Below are 1754 nucleotides of genomic sequence, written 5' to 3'. Positions count from 1 at the left end.
AAAATAACTATAGAATAAGAGTTAAGGATCTTGCTCCTGGTTATTACCTACTAGCCATAAAGGATGAAAACAATGTATTTAAAGAAACATATAAGTTTCTAAAACGATAAATCACAGGTTAATTGAAATTGAAAAACCCTGTCTCAGTATAACTGGACAGGGTTTTTTCTTGGCATCTATTTAGTATCTTTTAAAACTCTGCGTTATCTGGAGTTCTTGGGAAAGGAATTACATCTCTGATATTGCCCATTCCTGTTACAAAGAGCATCAATCTCTCAAATCCAAGTCCGAACCCGCTATGAGGCGCTGAACCAAATTTTCTTAAGTCCATATACCACCAAAGGTCTTCTTCAGGAATGCCCATCTTCTCAATTTTGCCTTTCAGTACATCATACCTTTCTTCACGCTGAGCACCACCAATGATTTCACCAATACCAGGAAATAAGACATCCATAGCGGCAACAGTTTTTCCATCTTCATTCAAGCGCATATAGAATGCCTTGATGTCTTTAGGATAATCACAAAGTATTACTGGTTTCTTGAAATGCTTCTCAACTAAATATCTTTCGTGCTCTGATTGTAAATCAGCACCCCATTCATTGATCAGGTATTGGAATTTCTTTTTCTTATTCGGCTTAGAGTTTTTAAGAATATCAATAGCCTCAGTATAAGTAAGTCTAACGAAATCATTTTCCACTACAAACTTCAACCTTTCAAGAAGGGTCATTTCTGCTCGCTCTTGCTGAGGCTTCTGCTTATCTTCTTCAACAGCTCTGTTGTTTAAAAACTCAAGATCATCTTTGCAGTTATCCAAAGCATAGTTGGTAAGGTATTTCAAAAACTCCTCCGCCAAATCCATGTTGTCATTGATGTCATAAAAAGCCATTTCCGGCTCTATCATCCAAAACTCAGCTAGGTGCCTTGAAGTGTTTGAATTTTCTGCTCTGAAAGTAGGGCCGAAAGTATATACTTCAGAAAGTGCCATACATGCCGTCTCAACTTCAAGCTGTCCCGAAACAGTTAGGTTTGTTTCTTTTCCAAAGAAATCTTCTTTGAAATCAATATGTCCTTCTACAGTTTTAGGAAGGTTCTCAAGATCAAGGTTGGTCACCTTAAACATTTCACCAGCACCCTCGGCATCACTACCTGTAATAATAGGAGTGTGGATATTAAAGAAACCTTTCTCTGTGAAGAATTTATGCACTGCAAAAATCATTGCGTGGCGCATTCTGTATATTGCACTAAAAGTGTTTGTTCTAACTCGTAAATGGGCTATTTCTCTCAAAAATTCAAGTGAATGCCTTTTAGGCTGAAGCGGGTATTTGTCAGCATCAGCATCACCCAATATCTCCAGTTGATCAACCTTGATTTCAACAGATTGTCCTTTTCCTTTTGACTCAACAACTTCTCCGGTAATCGAGATACATGCACCTGTGGTAATCCTTTTAAGGATCTTTTCATCAGTGGTAGTGAAATCAACTACACCTTGAATATTATTAATTGTGGAGCCGTCATTTAGAGCAATAAACTGATTGTTTCTGAAAGTTCTTACCCAACCCTTAACTAATACCTGCGTACCTACCGATGTACTTCCTAATACATCAATAATTTTTGTTCTTTTTTTAGCTTCCACGTGGCTTTTTTTGTACAATTATTCTCTTAAAAATGACCGCAAAAAAACGATAAATAAAGCTTTTTATCAAAGAATAGGTGAAATATAATAACTTTGATGTAAATTTAGTTAGGGTCAAAAA

General features: G+C 36.5%; 1 protein-coding gene. It reads right to left on the bottom strand.

Features of this window, described 5'->3' with window-relative positions:
• Positions 1-190: 190 nt before the first annotated feature.
• Complete coding sequence (asnS, locus tag E1140_RS02435; RefSeq protein WP_185153385.1) at positions 191-1633, bottom strand: asparagine--tRNA ligase; 1443 nt, start codon at positions 1631-1633, stop codon at positions 191-193.
• Positions 1634-1754: the final 121 nt, after the last annotated feature.

The organism is Fulvivirga lutimaris, assembly GCF_009711525.1.
Classification (GTDB): domain Bacteria; phylum Bacteroidota; class Bacteroidia; order Cytophagales; family Cyclobacteriaceae; genus Fulvivirga; species Fulvivirga lutimaris.
Note: the sequence above shows the minus strand (reverse complement) of the source record. Positions and strands in the feature narration are given on the sequence as shown.